This window comes from Flavobacterium erciyesense (genome assembly GCF_018069925.1).
GTDB lineage: Bacteria > Bacteroidota > Bacteroidia > Flavobacteriales > Flavobacteriaceae > Flavobacterium > Flavobacterium erciyesense.
Genome location: NZ_JAGPXB010000008.1, coordinates 70,991 through 87,591, shown reverse-complemented (window position 1 = coordinate 87,591; position 16,601 = coordinate 70,991). Strand labels below are relative to the sequence as shown.

Annotated in this window: 15 protein-coding genes; 8 read left to right on the top strand and 7 right to left on the bottom strand. The window is 35.9% G+C overall.

Going from position 1 to position 16,601, the window contains the following annotated elements; all coding sequences use genetic code 11:
* Positions 1-57: 57 nt before the first annotated feature.
* Entirely contained in the window at positions 58-2,124 is a 2,067-nt protein-coding gene (locus KBJ98_RS10010) for a M1 family metallopeptidase (protein ID WP_210790236.1), read from the top strand.
* A gap of 8 nt (positions 2,125-2,132) precedes the next feature.
* Here the strand turns inward: KBJ98_RS10010 and KBJ98_RS10005 are convergent, their stop codons facing one another.
* The gene (locus KBJ98_RS10005; RefSeq protein WP_210790232.1) at positions 2,133-2,654 is read right to left on the bottom strand and encodes a DUF7935 family protein; all 522 of its coding nucleotides are present in this window, start codon (positions 2,652-2,654) and stop codon (positions 2,133-2,135) included.
* A gap of 122 nt (positions 2,655-2,776) precedes the next feature.
* Between KBJ98_RS10005 and KBJ98_RS10000 the strand changes: the two genes are divergently transcribed.
* The 3 genes from KBJ98_RS10000 (at position 2,777) to KBJ98_RS09990 (ending at position 6,702) form a co-directional block, all read left to right on the top strand.
* Positions 2,777-3,544 (top strand): sulfite exporter TauE/SafE family protein, encoded by a 768-nt coding sequence (locus tag KBJ98_RS10000; RefSeq protein WP_210790230.1) that lies wholly within the window; start codon positions 2,777-2,779, stop codon positions 3,542-3,544.
* Positions 3,545-3,662: 118 nt separating this feature from the next.
* A complete protein-coding gene (locus tag KBJ98_RS09995) occupies positions 3,663-5,996 on the top strand; it encodes an ATP-dependent helicase (RefSeq protein WP_210790227.1) in 2,334 nt (777 codons plus the stop codon).
* Between the two features lie 85 nt (positions 5,997-6,081).
* Positions 6,082-6,702 carry an L-threonylcarbamoyladenylate synthase gene (locus KBJ98_RS09990; protein WP_210790224.1) on the top strand — a complete coding sequence of 207 codons (621 nt, stop codon included), beginning with the start codon at positions 6,082-6,084 and terminating at the stop codon, positions 6,700-6,702.
* A 325-nt stretch (positions 6,703-7,027) separates the two neighbouring features.
* On the opposite strand, the gene KBJ98_RS09985 is transcribed toward KBJ98_RS09990, so the two are convergent.
* From KBJ98_RS09985 to KBJ98_RS09975, 3 genes are all read right to left on the bottom strand, one after another.
* Positions 7,028-7,861 (bottom strand): OmpA/MotB family protein, encoded by an 834-nt coding sequence (locus KBJ98_RS09985; protein WP_210790222.1) that lies wholly within the window; start codon positions 7,859-7,861, stop codon positions 7,028-7,030.
* Positions 7,862-7,943: 82 nt separating this feature from the next.
* Positions 7,944-8,930 (bottom strand): glycosyltransferase family 2 protein, encoded by a 987-nt coding sequence (locus tag KBJ98_RS09980; RefSeq protein ID WP_210790220.1) that lies wholly within the window; start codon positions 8,928-8,930, stop codon positions 7,944-7,946.
* Positions 8,931-8,939: 9 nt separating this feature from the next.
* A complete protein-coding gene (locus KBJ98_RS09975) occupies positions 8,940-9,395 on the bottom strand; it encodes a type I restriction enzyme HsdR N-terminal domain-containing protein (protein ID WP_210790218.1) in 456 nt (151 codons plus the stop codon).
* A gap of 94 nt (positions 9,396-9,489) precedes the next feature.
* Between KBJ98_RS09975 and holA the strand changes: the two genes are divergently transcribed.
* The 3 genes from holA (at position 9,490) to ettA (ending at position 12,489) form a co-directional block, all read left to right on the top strand.
* Positions 9,490-10,494 carry a DNA polymerase III subunit delta gene (holA, locus tag KBJ98_RS09970; RefSeq protein ID WP_210790344.1) on the top strand — a complete coding sequence of 335 codons (1,005 nt, stop codon included), beginning with the start codon at positions 9,490-9,492 and terminating at the stop codon, positions 10,492-10,494.
* A 67-nt stretch (positions 10,495-10,561) separates the two neighbouring features.
* The gene (locus KBJ98_RS09965; protein ID WP_166134592.1) at positions 10,562-10,744 is read left to right on the top strand and encodes a CAL67264 family membrane protein; all 183 of its coding nucleotides are present in this window, start codon (positions 10,562-10,564) and stop codon (positions 10,742-10,744) included.
* 50 nt (positions 10,745-10,794) lie between these two features.
* Positions 10,795-12,489, top strand: coding sequence for an energy-dependent translational throttle protein EttA (gene ettA / locus KBJ98_RS09960; RefSeq protein ID WP_210790217.1), 1,695 nt, complete (start codon positions 10,795-10,797; stop codon positions 12,487-12,489).
* 74 nt (positions 12,490-12,563) lie between these two features.
* Here the strand turns inward: ettA and KBJ98_RS09955 are convergent, their stop codons facing one another.
* Complete coding sequence (locus tag KBJ98_RS09955) at positions 12,564-12,980, bottom strand: thiol-disulfide oxidoreductase DCC family protein (RefSeq protein WP_210790216.1); 417 nt, start codon at positions 12,978-12,980, stop codon at positions 12,564-12,566.
* A 64-nt stretch (positions 12,981-13,044) separates the two neighbouring features.
* Positions 13,045-15,210 (bottom strand): endonuclease MutS2, encoded by a 2,166-nt coding sequence (locus tag KBJ98_RS09950; RefSeq protein WP_210790215.1) that lies wholly within the window; start codon positions 15,208-15,210, stop codon positions 13,045-13,047.
* A gap of 148 nt (positions 15,211-15,358) precedes the next feature.
* Between KBJ98_RS09950 and ung the strand changes: the two genes are divergently transcribed.
* Positions 15,359-16,048 carry a uracil-DNA glycosylase gene (gene ung / locus KBJ98_RS09945; protein ID WP_210790214.1) on the top strand — a complete coding sequence of 230 codons (690 nt, stop codon included), beginning with the start codon at positions 15,359-15,361 and terminating at the stop codon, positions 16,046-16,048.
* Between the two features lie 150 nt (positions 16,049-16,198).
* Here ung and KBJ98_RS09940 read toward each other — a convergent pair whose 3' ends face one another.
* Positions 16,199-16,573, bottom strand: coding sequence for a DUF4258 domain-containing protein (locus KBJ98_RS09940; protein ID WP_210790212.1), 375 nt, complete (start codon positions 16,571-16,573; stop codon positions 16,199-16,201).
* Positions 16,574-16,601 lie beyond the last annotated feature (28 nt).

Here is a 16,601-nt window from a genome sequence, read left to right as displayed (position 1 = left end):
TCAAGCGGTAGTATTGCAATCCTTTGTAACTTTGAAACTCTTGCTGAAAATACTTTTATGAAATATATTTTTTTACTGTTGTGTTCTTTTGCTTGGGGACAGCAAACCAATTTTGTTGATTTTACTACCGCGAATGCAGAGCTAACAATCAACGCAGAGAATAAATCTATTTCGGGTACCGTTACCTATACTTTTGAAGTATTAAAAGATACCGACACAATAGCCATTGACGCACAAAATATGACATTCGATGAGGTGCTTCTTGATAAAAAGTCTATTCGCTTTCAAAACACCAAAAAAGCCTTACTCTTAGTTTCTAATTTTAAAAAAGGAAACTATATATTAAGTTTTAATTACCAATGCAGCCCGAAGCAAGCCCTTTATTTTGTGGGATCAACTGCTTTGGATAATTTACAAATTTGGACACAAGGCCAAGGGAGATATACTAGTAATTGGTTTCCGAGTTTTGATGATGTCAACTCAAAAGTAGTTTTTAATCTTGCCATACAATTTGATAAGGATTATACTATTATCTCAAATGGAAATTTAATAGAAAAGATCGTAAAGGACAATACAGCGACATGGAAGTACAAGATGACTAAATCAATGAGTTCGTATTTGTTGATGTTAGCTATCGGGAAATTTGATAAACGAATTGAATTTTCGAAATCGAAAGTTCCACTACATACTTATTTAGATCCCAGTGATTCTGCACGATTTGATTGGACCTATCGTTACAACAAGCAATTGTTTGATGCACTTGAAAAACTAATTGGCGTGCCTTATCCATGGGAAGTGTACCAGCAAGTACCTGTGCGAAACTTTTTGTACGCAGGAATGGAAAATACAACAGCAACAATTTTTAATTCGCGCTATGTTGTAGATGAAGTAGGTTTCAATGATCGAAGTTATACCAATGTGAATGCACATGAGTTGGCGCATCAATGGTTTGGAAATTTGATCACTGCAAAAAGTAGCACACATCATTGGTTACAAGAGGGTTTTGCTACTTATTTTGCGTTGCTTGCAGAAAGGGAATTGTATGGCGATGATTATTTTTATTTTAAATTATACGAATCGGCCCAGCAGTTAAAATATGCTTCACGAACGGATGCAATTCCTGTTTTAAATGCGAAAGCCAGCTCCTTAACTTTTTACCAAAAGGGAGCTTGGGCGCTATTTGTTTTACATCAAGATATTGGCGACAAAGCTTTTAAAAAAGTCATTCGAAATTATCTCACTAAACACGCATATCAAACGGTAGATACAGATGACTTTTTTGCTGAGGTTACAAAAGTAGCTTCATATGATGTGAAGAACTTTAGCAAAATTTGGCTCGAAAGTACGGCATTTGACACTCCAAAAAGCAATGAATTACTTTCGAAAAACAAAATGACACAAAGCTTATTGGAAGTGGAGCAGCTTAAAAAAGTAGGTTGGGACCAAAAGTTCGATTCGATGCTCAAAATTATGGATTCTCAAGTGTACTTTCCCGTAAAAGAAGCTGTACTCAAACAACTAAAAAATGAAAAGTGGGAACGTCAAGTTATCTTTTTTACCAAGGCCTTGCAATCAAATGATTTGCAATTACGGCAAGTTGTTGCGCAATTATTACCGCAGTTCCCAGCTAGTTTTAGGGAGCAATACGAAACTTTATTACAAGACGCCTCTTATCAAACCCAGGAAATTGCCTTGTTTACACTATGTGATTTATTTCCAGAAAACCGATCTAAATATTTAGATCAATCAAGAAATTGGGTGGGTTTTAACGATTATAATTTGAGGGTACTATGGCTTTCGCTTGCGATTACCACGCCAAATTATCTTAATGATTTGGATTCAAAAGTTAAAGAACTCAAATCGTACGCATCTGCAAAATACGAGGCCAACATCCGTCAAAATGCGCTTGAAAAACTAATTGCGTTTGAGTTAATTGATGAGGTTGTTTTACGTGAGTTGGTTCAGGCAACTACACATCACATGTGGCAGTTTTCTAAATTTGGTCGCGATTCCATTCGTTTGTTATTAAAAAATCCACAATGGAGAAACGCTTTCATTGGTTTAGAACCTAGTTTAGAGGCAACTGAGAAAGCGCAGCTCAACCGATTGTTAAAAGAATTGTAATTGTGATTTTACCACATTTCCGCCACTTCATTTTTCAAAAACGCTAGGGCAGCATGACTCGGAGTTTGTTTTTCTAAAAATTGTTGCAACAATTGTTCTCGTAACTGATCGGCATTGTTTACGTTGGCTTCACTAGCTACTTTGCGAATCATTTGAATCGTACTGTTTTTTGCGGTAAGAATAATAGTCCAAGCTTCATCAGAGATGTATAGTTGTTGTGTTAAATTATGTTCTAATTCTTGCTCTATTTGACTGATTAGGTAATTAGCATAATCGTTTTTATTGTCACTAATAGGAGACACGCGCAACAATAGTTTATTCGGATTAATTCGTTCTAAAAATAAGGTCAATCGCTCGTATGCTTGCAAACGAAGTGGTAAAGCTTGTTTATTGGCTTCATTTTGTAACTGAAATTTTCTTGTTTGCTGCATTTCTGCAAAATAAGCGGTAAAAAAATAATAGGCTACACAGCCTGTTACAAGTGATGGTACTGTGTAAGCAAGAATGTCAATTAATTTAGAAGTATCCATGGCGATTGTTATAGTATTAATCAAAAAGCAAAAATATACTTTTTTAGGTACAAATCAACTTAGGATTCTTAGCTAATAAGGTGGTGGAATACTATTTTTGTTTCAGCTTTGAAAAATTAACGATGGAAAACTACATTTTACCTTTATTGTGTTTGGCTGCTTTTTGTGCGGGATTTATTGATGCAATTGTAGGCGGTGGAGGCTTGATTCAAACTCCAATGGGATTGGTGTTATTACCAAATCTTCTAGTGGCAACTGTAATTGGCACACTCAAGATTCCTGCCTTTAGTGGTACTTCAATTGCGGCCTACCAATACCTAAAGAAAGTGAGTATGAATTGGAAATTATTAGCAATAATGATGGCCTTGGCACTTCCTTCCGCTTTTTTAGGATCAACTTTACTGACATATGTGAGCAATGATTTTATGAAACCTTTATTGCTCGTTGTGCTATCGTTTTTGGTGATTTACACTTATGCGAATAAAAATTTCGGACAACAGAAAACAAAAGATACTTCTGCCAGAACCCAAATTTGGAATGCTGTTTCCATCAGTTTTGTGATAGGGTTGTATGATGGTTTTATCGGACCAGGCACAGGAAGTTTTTTGGTAGTAGCGTTTATAGCTATTATGGGTTTCGACTTTTTACAAGCCAGTGCCAATGCCAAAATGGTGAATCTAGCGACTAATTTTGGTTCTATTTGTTTGTTTTTTATCAAAGGAAAAATCATTTGGAGTATAGCCTTGCCTATGGCTGCAAGTAATGCTTTTGGTGGTTTTTTGGGAGCTAAATTGGCTATAAATAAAGGCAATGGATTTATCAGAATCTTTTTCTTGATTGTAGTAATTGGCACCTTGACTAGGTTTGCCTACGATGTGTTTTTTAAATAAAAATGATCTTAAATGCAACGTTACTTTCTAGCTTTTGCGGCAGCGTAAATGTTGTTTTTGATGTTCCAAAGCTCGCTCAAAATGCCTATTTTTGTTCTCTTAAACTATATTATTCTCCATGCACAAATATATCGATCAACTGAATGAAGCCCAGCGCGAACCTGTTTTGCAAAAGGACGGTCCTATGATCATCATTGCGGGTGCCGGCTCCGGAAAAACAAGGGTGCTCACCATTCGTATTGCTTACCTGATGCACCAAGGCATCGATGCTTTTAGCATTTTGTCGTTAACCTTTACAAACAAGGCCGCGCGCGAAATGAAAAAAAGAATTTCAGATATCGTTGGAGCAGGCGAAGCCAAAAATCTTTGGATGGGTACTTTTCACTCTGTGTTTGCTCGAATTTTGCGTTCAGAAGCGGAACATTTAGGATATCCGTCTAATTTTACTATTTACGATTCTCAGGATTCGTTGCGTGCCATTTCAGGAATTATCAAAGAAATGCAGCTTGATCGTGATGTTTACAAACCAAAGCAGGTTTTAGGACGCATTTCTAGTTTTAAAAACAGTTTGATTACGGTAAAGGCTTATTTCAATAATCCGGAACTTCAGGAGGCTGATGCCATGTCGAAGAAACCAAGAATGGGCGAAATTTATCAAAATTACGTAGACCGTTGTTTCAAAGCAGGTGCAATGGATTTTGATGATTTGCTCTTGAAAACCAATGAGCTTTTAACGCGTTTTCCTGAAATTTTAGCCAAATACCAAAATCGTTTTAGATATATTTTAGTTGATGAGTACCAAGATACCAATCATTCGCAGTACTTAATTGTGCGCGCATTGTCGGATAAATTTCAAAATATTTGTGTTGTTGGTGATGATGCTCAAAGTATTTATGCTTTTAGAGGTGCCAACATCAATAATATTTTAAACTTTCAAAAGGATTACGAAGGTGTAAAAACTTTCCGTTTGGAACAAAATTACCGTTCTACCAAAAATATTGTAGAGGCGGCCAATACGATTATTGATAAAAACAAAGTCAAGCTGGATAAAATTGTTTGGACAGCCAATGATTTTGGACCCAAGATAAAAGTGCATCGTAGCCTTACCGATAATGAAGAAGGCCGTTTTGTTGCCAGTACAATTTGGGAACAAAAAATGCAAAATCAACTCCACAATGGCGCTTTTGCTATTTTGTACCGCACCAATGCGCAATCGAGAGCCATGGAAGATGCGCTACGCAAACGAGACATTCCGTATCGTATTTACGGTGGACTTTCATTTTATCAAAGGAAGGAAGTAAAAGACGTTTTATGCTACTTGCGTTTGGTTTTGAATCCAAAAGACGAAGAAGCGTTGATTCGTGTTATCAATTACCCTGCACGAGGGATTGGGAATACCACCATCGAGAAACTCACAATTGCCGCAAATCATTACAAACGTTCGTTGTTTGAAGTGATGCAAAATATTGAACGAATTGATTTAAAACTTAACTCTGGTACCAAACAAAAGTTATTGGATTTTGTGACCATGATTCAGAGTTTTCAAGCAATTAATGAAAATCAAGATGCTTTTTATTTGGCTGAACATGTTGCTAAAAAGACAGGTTTAATTCAAGAACTCAAAAAAGATGCGACTCCTGAGGGAATGGCAAAAATTCAAAATATCGAAGAGCTTTTAAATGGTATCAAAGATTTTACCGAAGGACAAATTGAAGTTGATGGCGCAAGAGGATCTTTGGCTGAATTTATGGAAGACGTCGCTTTGGCTACTGATTTAGATAAAGATACTAGCGATGAGGATCGTGTGGCTCTTATGACCATTCACTTGGCCAAAGGACTTGAGTTTCCGCACGTTTTTGTGGTGGGTATGGAGGAAGATTTGTTTCCTAGTGCCATGAGTATGAGCACCAGAAGTGAGCTTGAAGAGGAGCGTAGGTTGTTTTACGTAGCTTTAACACGTGCCGAACACCAGGCATATTTAACTTATTCGCAATCGCGTTACCGCTGGGGCAAACTGACCGATAGTGAACCATCACGATTTATTGAAGAAATTGACCCTCAATATTTAGAGTATTTAACTCCAGCAGAGAGTAATTACCGATTTAAACCAATGATTGACAGCGATATTTTTGGCGATGTTGATAAATCTAAACTGCGATTAGCAAAACCATCCAACGGAACTCCGCCACCTAAAACAAGTGCTCCAGGACCAAAACCAGAAATTAATGTTCGAAAATTAAAACCAGTTGGTTCTAATGCTGGCTCAGGAACAAGTAATTTATTCGACAATCAATTGGCAATAGGAAATGTGGTTATGCATGAACGTTTTGGTAAAGGCGAAGTTCTTAATTTGGAAGGAGCTGGTGCTGATAAAAAAGCAGAAATCAAGTTTGAAGTAGGTGGCATCAAAAAATTATTACTGCGCTTTGCGAAATTGGATATTATTGGATAAAAATTTGTTTGAAGTTTAAGGTTTAAAGATGTCATTAAAAAGCACTTCAAACCTTAAACATTTTAAACTTTAAACTTAAAAATAAATGGCACAGTTTATCAAAATATACGAAGACAAACCCAACGAGGCCGCTATTGCAAAAGTAGTGAAGGTTTTAAAAGAAGGAGGATTGGTGATTTATCCAACCGATACGGTTTACGGATTGGGTTGTGACATTACTAATACAAAAGCACTTGAACGCATTGCCAAAATCAAAGGAATTAAACTGGAGAAAGCTAATTTTTCTTTTATCTGTCATGATTTAAGCAATTTATCCGATTACGTAAAACAAATTGATACGCCTACTTTTAAAATCCTAAAACGTGCTTTGCCAGGACCGTATACCTTTATTTTACCCGGAAATAATAACTTGCCAAAAGAATTTAAAAAGAAGACTACAGTCGGAATTCGTGTTCCAGATAATTCCATCATTCTGGAATTAGTAAAACAATTAGGTAATCCAATTGTATCAACCTCAATTCGAGATGAAGATGATGTGATTGAATACACAACAGATCCGGAGCTGATTTTTGAAAAGTGGCAAAATCTAGTTGATCTTGTTATTGATGGCGGTTACGGAGATAATGTAGGTTCTACCATCATCGATTTATCTGATTTTGAGCCAGTAGTTGTTCGTGAAGGAAAAGGTAGCTTGGATATTTTATAGCATTTCACTGTTTTATGGATAATCAGTAGTTTTTATAAGTATTTTATTCGTTTCGCTGTCTATTGTCGATATTTTTAGTTTTTCGTCTGACAAATAATATTTTGGCTTGATTTTGGGTATTTTGATTTTAATATCTATATTTACAAAAATCGCATCAGTAAAACTTAATATATAGCATGCTATTCTTAATTATATTTAATTGGTTGTTAAAGAAAAATTGAGGATACATAAGGGCAGGTCTTAGGATCTGCCTTTTTTATTTTAAATGAATGCAAAAAAAAATCACCTCGCGAGAGGTGATTTTTTCATTAAAACACAAAATTAATTATTGTTTTTGTTTTTTCATTTCTTTTTCGATCATATCGTAAAATTGGTCAATCTTTGGCAATACTACAATACGCGTTCTTCTGTTTCTAGATCTGTTTTCAGCAGAATCATTAGCTACTAAAGGAATGTATGAACTTCTTCCTGCAGCAATCAATTGCTCCGGTTTTACACCCAATTGATTAGTCAATACGCGAATGATAGAAGTAGAGCGTTTTACACTTAAATCCCAGTTGTCTAACAATACTCCTGAACCGTTGTAAGGAACATTATCAGTATGACCTTCAACCATACATTCAAAATCTGGTTTGTCATTTACCACTTTTGCAACTTTTGCTAAAACTGTTTTAGCTTTGTCAGTTACATCATAGCTACCGCTTTTGAATAACAATTTATCAGCAATTGAGATAAATACAACTCCTTTTTCAACATTGATTTCGATATCTGGGTCAGAGATACCTACAGAACTTTTTAAACTTGTAACCAAAGCTAGTGTAACACTGTCTTTTTTAGTTAAAGCATCCTGCATTCTGCTTATCTTTAAATCTTTTTCCTTGATAGATTCAAGGGCTTTTTCAATATTTTGTGCACCTTTTGTAGATAAAACCGTCATATCTTTCGAAACGCTGATTAAACCTTGATTTTGCTCTTTTAAAGTGGCAGCTGTAGCAGCAAGTCCCGCTTTTTCTTCTAAACAAGCATTTAACTTTACAGTAGCAGTGTTTAATAAATCTTGAGTTTCTTTGTTTCTAGCTTCTAACTCAGTGTATTTCTTTTTAGAAACGCATGAGGTCAAAAGTGCCATTACGGATAATGCTAATACGATTTTTTTCATAAATAATTATTTTGTTGTTTTACAAAAATAGGTTTAAAGTGTTAATTAAACAGTCTACAAAAGTACAATTAATTGTTAAAACTTATTGCTCAAAGACCTTGCCAGCTTTAATGAAGTATTGATAAACTATACTTTTTATGTGGAAATACTGTGCCATTTGCACCATATCCCGTTTTTTATAATGCTTTCTAAATCCCTGATAAAAAGAAAAATGCGCTCTTAATATTGCCCAGAAATGTTTCACTTTTCCTTGTGTTAAAAATTGTATTCCGGCAAGTCCATCTAAAACCATTCTTGTAAAAAGAATTGGAAACAATTTTTTTCTTGGTAAATTTTTGGTCAACATAAACAAGGAGTTTCTGAAATTCAAATAGGTTTTCATGGGATTGCCTTGCTGCAATGTTGCTCCGCCAACATGAAAAACGGTACTTTCGTGTACATATTTTATTTGATAACCTTTATTATTGGCACGCCAACACAAATCAATTTCTTCTTGATGTGCAAAAAAATCATCATCAAAACCTTTCAACTCATGGTACACGGAGGTGCGAATAAAAAAGCAAGCGCCCGATGCCCAAAAAATAGTTCGTTTGTCGTTGTACTGTCCATTATCTTTTTCGATCGTATCGAAGATGCGGCCGCGACAATACGGATACCCATATTTGTCAATAAATCCGCCGGCTGCACCCGCATATTCAAATAGTTGCTTTTGTTTGTAATCTAAAATTTTTGGCTGTATGATTGCTGTTGAGCGTTCTTCTTGAAATGTTTTTACAATTGGGGTTAACCAATTTGGTGTTACCTCAATATCAGAGTTTACTAAAGCATACACATCTGCTTGTAGATTTTTTAAAGCTTCGTTGTATCCTTTTGCAAAACCATAATTTCCATTATTTTGAATGATTTGAACAGCAGGGAAGTGGGCTTTTACAAAAGCTATTGATGCATCAGTAGAGGCATTATCGGCGACGTAAATCTCTGCTTCAGGAGAATATTGAACCACTGATGGCAAAAACTTTTCGAGCAATTGAACTCCATTCCAATTTAATATAACAACGGCTATTTTCATTTTTAGATTTTAAATGGTAACGTTTGGATAATCGGGTAAGTCTCTCAAAAATTGGTATTTTTCTTCTAGAAAATCCATTTGGCAAAAATAGTGATTCAAACCATTAGTCACCATTAAATATTGTGCTTGCAAGGTCATATTGTACTGTGCAATTTGATCGAAAGTGGCTTGCGAAATTTTTATTTCGGGAGCCTTACATTCAATTAGTACATAGATACTGCCGTCTGCTAAGTAAACAACCACATCATATCTTTTGCGCAAGCCATTCACTTGAAGTACTTTCTCAACATTGATGAGTGATTTTGGATATTTTTTTTCTTCTATCAAAAAGTGAATGACATGCTGTCTGACCCATTCTTCAGGTGTAAGAATGATGAATTTTTTACGAATAACATCAAAAATTGCTGTTTTATTTTCGCTATTTTTGAAACGAAATTGAAAAGAAGAAAATTGTAATTGCTGCATGCGGCAAAAATAAGTATTTAGTTTAAAGTGGTGGCGTAAAATAGCAGGAATGCTTTTTATTTCGCTCCATACTTTTGCTAAAACACCACATTTTATGGACGAAGTTGTAAAAATTGTCACCGATATTAAAAATGGAGTTATCAAACCTATTTATTTTTTAATGGGTGAAGAACCTTATTATATTGACAAACTCTCTGATTTTATTGAGCAAAAAGTCTTAACAGAAGAGGAAAAAGGATTCAATCAAACGGTTTTATATGGTCGCGACGTAACAATTGATGATATTGTGTCTGCAGCCAAACGTTACCCTATGATGGCAGATCGTCAAGTGATTATTGTCAAGGAAGCCCAAGACTTGTCGCGTAACATTGAAAAATTGGAAAACTATGCCGATAACCCCATGTCAAGCACGGTTTTAGTGATGTGTTACAAATATAAAACTTTAGACAAACGAAAAAAGGTAACTAAATTATTGGCTAAAAACGGGTTGGTTTTCGAAAGTAAAAAATTGTATGAAAACCAAGTAGGCGATTGGATTAAACGCGTTTTGTCAGGTAAAAAATATGGTATCGACCCTAAAGCTAATGCTATGCTTGTTGAGTTTTTGGGAACCGACTTGAGTAAAATAAATAATGAACTCGAAAAACTACAAATAATTCTACCACCAGGAAGCACTATAATGCCACAAGACATTGAGGAGAATATTGGTTTTAGTAAAGATTATAATGTTTTTGAATTGCGAAAAGCTTTGGGGGAACGCAATCAACTCAAAGCATACAAAATTGCAGCCAATTTTGCCCAAAATCCAAAAGACAATCCAATGGTGGTAACTACTAGTTTGGTTTTTGGATTTTTCATACAGCTTTTAAAATACCACGGTTTAAAGGACAAAAACCCGAAAAATGTGGCAGCTGTACTTGGTATAAATCCATTTTTTATGAAGGAATACGATTTAGCCTTAAAAAATTATCCCATGAAAAAAGTAAGCCAAATCGTGGGCGCTTTGCGCGAAATTGATGTCAAGAGCAAAGGAGTAGGCGCTAATCAAATGTCGCAATCTGATTTACTACGAGAAATGCTTTATAAAATTTTCAATTAAAACTCAAAAGAACGATATTTGTAGCCCGTTATGAGTAACAGGATTTCAAAAATGTAACACCACAAATATGGGAATGAATAAAAATACAATTTTAGGTTGGGCTACTTTAATTATGATATTAATGGGGCTTTTGCTTATTGCACTAGGAGCTTTTCGTTATGATGATGTCGCTGGCTGGGGCTTTGCTGCTGTAGGAGTTGGTTTTTTTGCTAACGCTTGGGTATTTAGTTCTTTAAAAGGACGTTTGTAAACTACATTTAATTAAAAATTAGAAAAAATACATTAAAAAAAAGATAAATCATGGCAGACGATAAGAAAGTTATATTCTCAATGTCAAAATTGAGTAAAACCTACCAAGGAGCTGATAAACCAGTACTTAAGAATATTTATTTAAGTTTCTTTTATGGAGCTAAAATTGGTATTTTAGGTTTGAACGGATCTGGAAAATCATCTTTATTAAAAATTATCGCAGGAGTTGATAAAAACTACCAAGGCGATGTTGTTTTTGCTCCAGGCTACACAGTTGGCTATTTAGAGCAAGAACCAATTTTGGATGAGACAAAAACAGTTATCGAAATTGTGCGTGAAGGTGCTGCTGAAACGATGGCTGTACTTGAAGAATATAACAAAATCAACGATTTGTTTGGCTTAGAAGAAAACTATTCTGATCCAGATAAAATGGATAAATTGATGGATCGTCAAGCGGCATTACAAGATAAAATTGATGCTTTAGGTGCTTGGGAAATCGATACCAAACTAGAAATCGCTATGGATGCCTTACGCACACCTGAGGGAGATACGCCAATTAAAAATCTTTCTGGTGGAGAGCGTCGTCGTGTAGCACTTTGTCGTTTGTTGCTGCAACAACCGGATGTTTTGTTACTTGATGAGCCAACCAACCACTTAGATGCGGAGTCGGTTTTATGGTTAGAGCAGCATTTGGCACAATACGCAGGTACTGTAATTGCAGTAACGCATGATCGTTATTTCTTGGATAATGTAGCGGGTTGGATTTTAGAATTAGATCGTGGTGAAGGTATTCCTTGGAAAGGAAATTATTCGTCTTGGTTGGATCAAAAGTCAAGCAGAATGGCATTAGAAGAAAAAGTAGCTTCTAAACGTAGAAAAAACTTGGAGCGTGAGTTAGACTGGGTTCGTCAAGGTGCAAAAGGGCGTCAAACCAAACAAAAAGCGCGTTTGCAAAACTATGATAAGTTGCTGAACGAAGATCAAAAACAACTAGATGAAAATCTAGAAATTTATATCCCGAACGGGCCGCGTTTAGGAACAAATGTTATCGAAGCAAAAAATGTAGCAAAAGCGTTTGGTGAAAAACTACTGTACGACAACTTGAATTTCACTCTGCCACAAGCAGGAATTGTTGGAATTATTGGGCCAAATGGTGCGGGTAAATCTACAATTTTCAAAATGATAATGGGCGAGCAAGAAACAGATAGCGGATCATTCTCAGTAGGAGAGACGGTAAAAATTGCTTATGTTGACCAATCGCACTCTAACATCGATCCAAATAAATCAATTTGGGAAAATTTTGCTGACGGACAGGAATTAATTATGATGGGAGGAAAGCAAGTAAATTCAAGAGCTTATCTTTCTCGTTTTAACTTTGGAGGCGGTGAGCAAAACAAAAAAGTTTCGATGCTTTCAGGTGGAGAACGCAACCGTTTGCACTTAGCTATGACTTTAAAAGAAGAAGGTAACGTTCTGTTATTAGATGAGCCTACGAACGATTTGGATGTAAATACACTTCGTGCATTGGAGGAAGGTTTAGAGAAATTTGCAGGTTGTGCAGTGGTGATTTCACACGACAGATGGTTTTTAGACCGTATTTGTACACACATCTTAGCTTTTGAAGGAGATTCAGAAGTGTATTACTTTGAAGGTGGTTTCTCTGAATACGAAGAAAACAAAAAGAAGCGTTTAGGTGGTGATTTAACTCCAAAACGATTGAAATACAGAAAATTGATTCGTAGTTAAGAATTGATTTTACTAAACACAAAAGGATAATCCAATCGATTATCCTTTTTTTTGTTTGTAATTACAGCAAGACTTTATACTAAAAATTTATTCAAAATTTCTTTTGAAGGAACCATGCAAGCCTCTTTCTTACCATACCATTTATAGCGATTACTAGCTACATAATCGTAAACTGAATTTAAAATAGTATTAGGCAACCAACTAATAAGTGGTCCAAAAACAAAAATGCCACCAAGATCTTTCGCGATTTCAAACGCAGCCTCAGCTTTGTAATAATAAGCTACACCGGGCTGATATAAAATGATACTGTCGGTTTTTGTAGTGTCGATTCCTAAATAATTAATGATTTCCTGTCCTAAGGTTGACTGCGAGGCTACAAAGCGAAAAACATCTTTGGAGTCGTGTTTTATTATTTTTTGCACACTTGCATCGCACAAATTACATACGCCATCAAAAATGATTATCTTTTTGTCTTTTGGTAAATTTTGCATCTTGTCTTTTGTCAAAACTAATTATGTGAATTTTTATTTTTATCAGAAAAATTCAAAAAAGTATTTATTTTTTCACAGCTTCTACCAATTCCAAAACTTCGAGGCTCGCTTTCGAGGTAAATACACCATAGTTTACTGTGGCTTTGTTTTTTTCGATACTGTCAATTGTTCCCACAGCTTTACCGTCAAACATGCGTACGCGATCGCCAATTTTTAAAATCGGTTTTGGTTTTTCAACCACCACTTTTTGTTTTTTCTCTTTCTTTTCTTTTCGAATTTCTTCTACCTGAACAGTTACTTCCTCAATAATCTCTTTCTTTTTCTCGAGTTGGGCTTTGCTTTCTTTGGCAGTTGCTTTTTTACGTTTTGAATTTTCTATTTCAATGATTTTCAAAAATTCGCCTATGAGTTCTTTTTTGTTCTTGTTGTTGAAATATTTCTCAGAGATGTCTTCAATTTTTTGACCAATGTAAATCGTCTTTTGATTGCTATCATACAACTCTTGATAACTCTCTAGTTTTTGTTTGATTTTGACATTGATGGTCTCCATTTTTTTGCCCTCTTCACGCGCTCTAGACTCTTCTTCTTTGAGGGTTTGCGATGTTTTTTCGAGTTTTGAACGCTCTTTTTGCAAAGTAGCAATGGTTTTGTCAAAACGTACTTTGCCTACTTCAATTTTCTTTTTGGCTCTGTTGATTAAGCTAAATGGAATCCCATTTTTTAAAGCCACTTCAAAAGTAAAAGAGCTTCCGGCTTGGCCTAAAACCAATTTGTACATGGGTTCCAGTGTTTTTTCGTCAAATAACATGTTGGCATTGGTTGCAAAAGGCAATTCGTTAGCCAAAATTTTCAAATTAGAATAATGTGTCGTGATGATTCCAAAAGCTTCACGGTGGTAGAACTCTTCGAGGAAAATTTCGGCAAGAGCGCCACCCAATTCCGGGTCAGATCCTGTACCAAACTCATCAATTAAAAACATGGTTTTGCGGTTGCATTTTTTTAAAAAATAGTTCATGTTTTTCAATCGGTAACTGTAGGTACTCAGATGATTTTCTATCGATTGATTGTCGCCAATATCAGTTAAAATACGGTCGAATAAAAAAGTTTCACTGCGCTCGTGCACCGGAATTAGCATACCAGATTGTAGCATTAATTGCAGCAAACCAACAGTTTTTAACGAGATTGTTTTTCCTCCGGCATTAGGTCCTGAAATCACAATTATTCTATTTTCTTGCCCCAATTCTATGGTTTGTGGATGCGTAATTTCGTCTTTTTGTTTGTTGTTCAAATACAAAATAGGATGGTAGGCATCTCTAAAATACAAACGACGTTCTTCAGTAATCGTTGGCAGAATTCCGTTGATTTTATTGGCATATTTGGCCTTTGCGGCGATAACGTCAATGTCACTTAAAAAGTCTTGGTATTGCACCAATAATGGTAAAAAAGGACGAATTTGGTTCGATAATAATTTTAAAATTCGGGTGATTTCTTCTTTTTCTTCGTATTCTAAATTGCTTAGTTCACGCGAATATTGTAAGGTTGCTTCGGGTTCAATATAAGCAATACTGCCTGTTTTTGAACTTCCCATAATCGAACCTTTCACTTTACGGCGATACATAGCTAAAACGGCTAAAACGCGTCGGTTTTGAACAAAACTTTCGCGAATATCATCCAAATAACCCAATGAATTGTAGTGGGTTAGAGCAGTACCAAAACTTTGATTGACTTTTCCTCGGACTGCGTTCATGCTCCTCCGTATGTTAAGCAAATCAGGTGAGGCATTGTCTTTAATTTCGCCGTACTTGTCGACTACATCGTCAATCATGTGAATGATGTCTTTGGTCAAAGTGACTTGTTTGGCGCGGTGGTTTAGGTTAGGATAATACTCTTCGAATTTTTGTAAAAATTGCAACATGAAATTGACCGTTGCCGATAAGTTTGCAATTTTTCGAAAGCTGCTTACTTCCAGAAAACTATCTTCAATGGCCAAAAATTTAATTTCGTGTGTAATGGCATCAAACCCATGATTGGGTATGGCGTTGTTGTTTTGAAAAGAAGAAACATACTCTGAAGTTTGCAACAAGGCTTGTATCAAAGTGTCTTTATCTCTAAAAGGTGTGATTTCTAGCGCCTTTAGTTTTCCTATTTCGGTGTTACAAATGGTAGATATGGTGTCAAGAATTACAGGAAACTGTAAATCTTGTAATGTTTTTTCAGTAATTGATATCATGTATCGTTGGGTCTTTTGTGGCACAAAAATAACCAATTACTGCCTTTTTTAACATATTTTCACAAAGAATTAAATAATGTTTAGGTTGGTCAAAAAAGCTGTCCTGAACCAAAATGAATGTATCTTTGGTTTTAAATTACAAATGAAAATGATACCCAATTTGCACCCTTCGTGGCAAGCTGTTTTAGCAGAAGAATTGAAAAAACCGTATGTGGCTGCTTTGCAAGAGGCAGTAGCACAAGAATATGCGCAACATACTTGTTATCCGCCACAGGAATTGATTTTTGAAGCTTTGAACCAGTGTTTGTTTGAGGATATAAAAGTGGTCATTATTGGTCAAGATCCGTATCATGGAGCAGGCGAGGCAAACGGACTTTGTTTCTCTGTATCCGATGGTGTGGCAATTCCGCCCTCGTTACGCAATATTTTTAGAGAATTAAATGATGATTTGGGCGAAATTTTGTTGCCTTCATCAGGCAATTTATTGGCTTGGGCCAAACAAGGAGTGTTGTTGCTCAATGCGACTTTAACCGTGCGGAAAGACAGCGCTAACAGCCACAAACACTTGCCTTGGCAAGAATTTACAACGGCAATTATTGAGCGAATCAATGCCGATAAACAAGGGGTTGTTTTTTTACTTTGGGGTGGCTTTGCGCAAAAAAAAGGAAAATTGATTGGCCGCAACAAACACTTGGTACTTGAAAGCGGACATCCTTCGCCACTGAGTGCCAATCAAGGCAAGTGGTTTGGAAACAAACATTTTAGTCAAGTAAATACCTATTTAAAATCACAAGATAAAGAAACTATCAATTGGGTTTTGAACGGAAATGTGGGGTAAAAAAAACGCCAACAACCACTGTTTTGCGTGACTGATGGCAGTGGAGCTCTTTTTGGGGCAGCTTTTTTAGCCGCCCCAAAAAAGCGGGAACGTACAGCAGGACCCGAAGCTTTTGCGTAGGGGCACGCCAGAATAAAAACCGAAAAGAGACTATTTTTTGATAATTTCGTCGAGAACGGCTTTGTTGCTGTAGTTGATTATTTTTAGAGTAACGGCTTGATTTTTTACTGTTTTTCCTTCAATAACATAAAGTTTTCCGTTCTCTTTTTTAACGTTGCTTTGGTCAAAATCAACATCGCCAAATTGCAAGGTATTTTTGATATCGGCTGTATCAATCCATTTTTCCTGCATTACTCTGGTAGCTTTTTCAGAATAATAGAAGGGTTTGTTTCGAAGGTCGTTGAGGACTCTGGCATTTGGGAAATAGTTGCAGCGTGTGTCCTTGCCACTAAAAACGAGGCCTACAAAAAACAGGCCGAGAACCATACCAACCAAGTAATAAGCAAAACGGTGAACTAACTTCATGTGTTTATTTTTTGTGCAAAGGTAGCTG

Bases quoted from the DNA above. Each gene is read 5' to 3' on its own strand.
- KBJ98_RS10010 (WP_210790236.1), top strand. From the start codon at position 58: ATGAAATATATTTTTTTACTGTTGTGTTCTTTTGCTTGGGGACAGCAA.
- KBJ98_RS10005 (WP_210790232.1), bottom strand. From the start codon at position 2,654: ATGGATACTTCTAAATTAATTGACATTCTTGCTTACACAGTACCATCA.
- KBJ98_RS10000 (WP_210790230.1), top strand. From the start codon at position 2,777: ATGGAAAACTACATTTTACCTTTATTGTGTTTGGCTGCTTTTTGTGCG.
- KBJ98_RS09995 (WP_210790227.1), top strand. From the start codon at position 3,663: ATGCACAAATATATCGATCAACTGAATGAAGCCCAGCGCGAACCTGTT.
- KBJ98_RS09990 (WP_210790224.1), top strand. From the start codon at position 6,082: ATGGCACAGTTTATCAAAATATACGAAGACAAACCCAACGAGGCCGCT.
- KBJ98_RS09985 (WP_210790222.1), bottom strand. From the start codon at position 7,861: ATGAAAAAAATCGTATTAGCATTATCCGTAATGGCACTTTTGACCTCA.
- KBJ98_RS09980 (WP_210790220.1), bottom strand. From the start codon at position 8,930: ATGAAAATAGCCGTTGTTATATTAAATTGGAATGGAGTTCAATTGCTC.
- KBJ98_RS09975 (WP_210790218.1), bottom strand. From the start codon at position 9,395: ATGCAGCAATTACAATTTTCTTCTTTTCAATTTCGTTTCAAAAATAGC.
- holA (WP_210790344.1), top strand. From the start codon at position 9,490: ATGGACGAAGTTGTAAAAATTGTCACCGATATTAAAAATGGAGTTATC.
- KBJ98_RS09965 (WP_166134592.1), top strand. From the start codon at position 10,562: ATGGGAATGAATAAAAATACAATTTTAGGTTGGGCTACTTTAATTATG.
- ettA (WP_210790217.1), top strand. From the start codon at position 10,795: ATGGCAGACGATAAGAAAGTTATATTCTCAATGTCAAAATTGAGTAAA.
- KBJ98_RS09955 (WP_210790216.1), bottom strand. From the start codon at position 12,980: ATGCAAAATTTACCAAAAGACAAAAAGATAATCATTTTTGATGGCGTA.
- KBJ98_RS09950 (WP_210790215.1), bottom strand. From the start codon at position 15,210: ATGATATCAATTACTGAAAAAACATTACAAGATTTACAGTTTCCTGTA.
- ung (WP_210790214.1), top strand. From the start codon at position 15,359: ATGATACCCAATTTGCACCCTTCGTGGCAAGCTGTTTTAGCAGAAGAA.
- KBJ98_RS09940 (WP_210790212.1), bottom strand. From the start codon at position 16,573: ATGAAGTTAGTTCACCGTTTTGCTTATTACTTGGTTGGTATGGTTCTC.